General features: G+C 55.1%; 1 rRNA gene. It reads left to right on the plus strand.

Annotated elements, in window-relative coordinates:
* Positions 1–546: ribosomal RNA gene (locus tag ACYVJ4_RS16015) — 23S ribosomal RNA — on the plus strand; the annotation flags it as partial.

The raw sequence follows: 546 nt of genomic DNA on the forward strand, positions 1-546 counted from the left end.
ATCCTAAGGTAGCGAAATTCCTTGTCGGGTAAGTTCCGACCTGCACGAATGGCGTAACGATGGCCAGGCTGTCTCCACCCGAGACTCAGTGAAATTGAACTCGCTGTGAAGATGCAGTGTACCCGCGGCAAGACGGAAAGACCCCGTGAACCTTTACTATAGCTTGACACTGAACACTGGTCCTTGATGTGTAGGATAGGTGGGAGGCTTTGAAGCGTGGACGCCAGTCTGCGTGGAGCCGCCCTTGAAATACCACCCTTTAATGGCTGGTGTTCTAACGTGGACCCGTAATCCGGGTTGCGGACAGTGTCTGGTGGGTAGTTTGACTGGGGCGGTCTCCTCCCAAAGAGTAACGGAGGAGCACGAAGGTTGGCTAATCCTGGTCGGACATCAGGAGGTTAGTGCAATGGCATAAGCCAGCTTGACTGCGAGCGTGACGGCGCGAGCAGGTGCGAAAGCAGGTCATAGTGATCCGGTGGTTCTGAATGGAAGCGCCGTCGCTCAACGGATAAAAGGTACCCCGGGGATAACAGGCTGATCTTGCCC

It is taken from the genome of Angustibacter peucedani, from assembly GCF_054779595.1.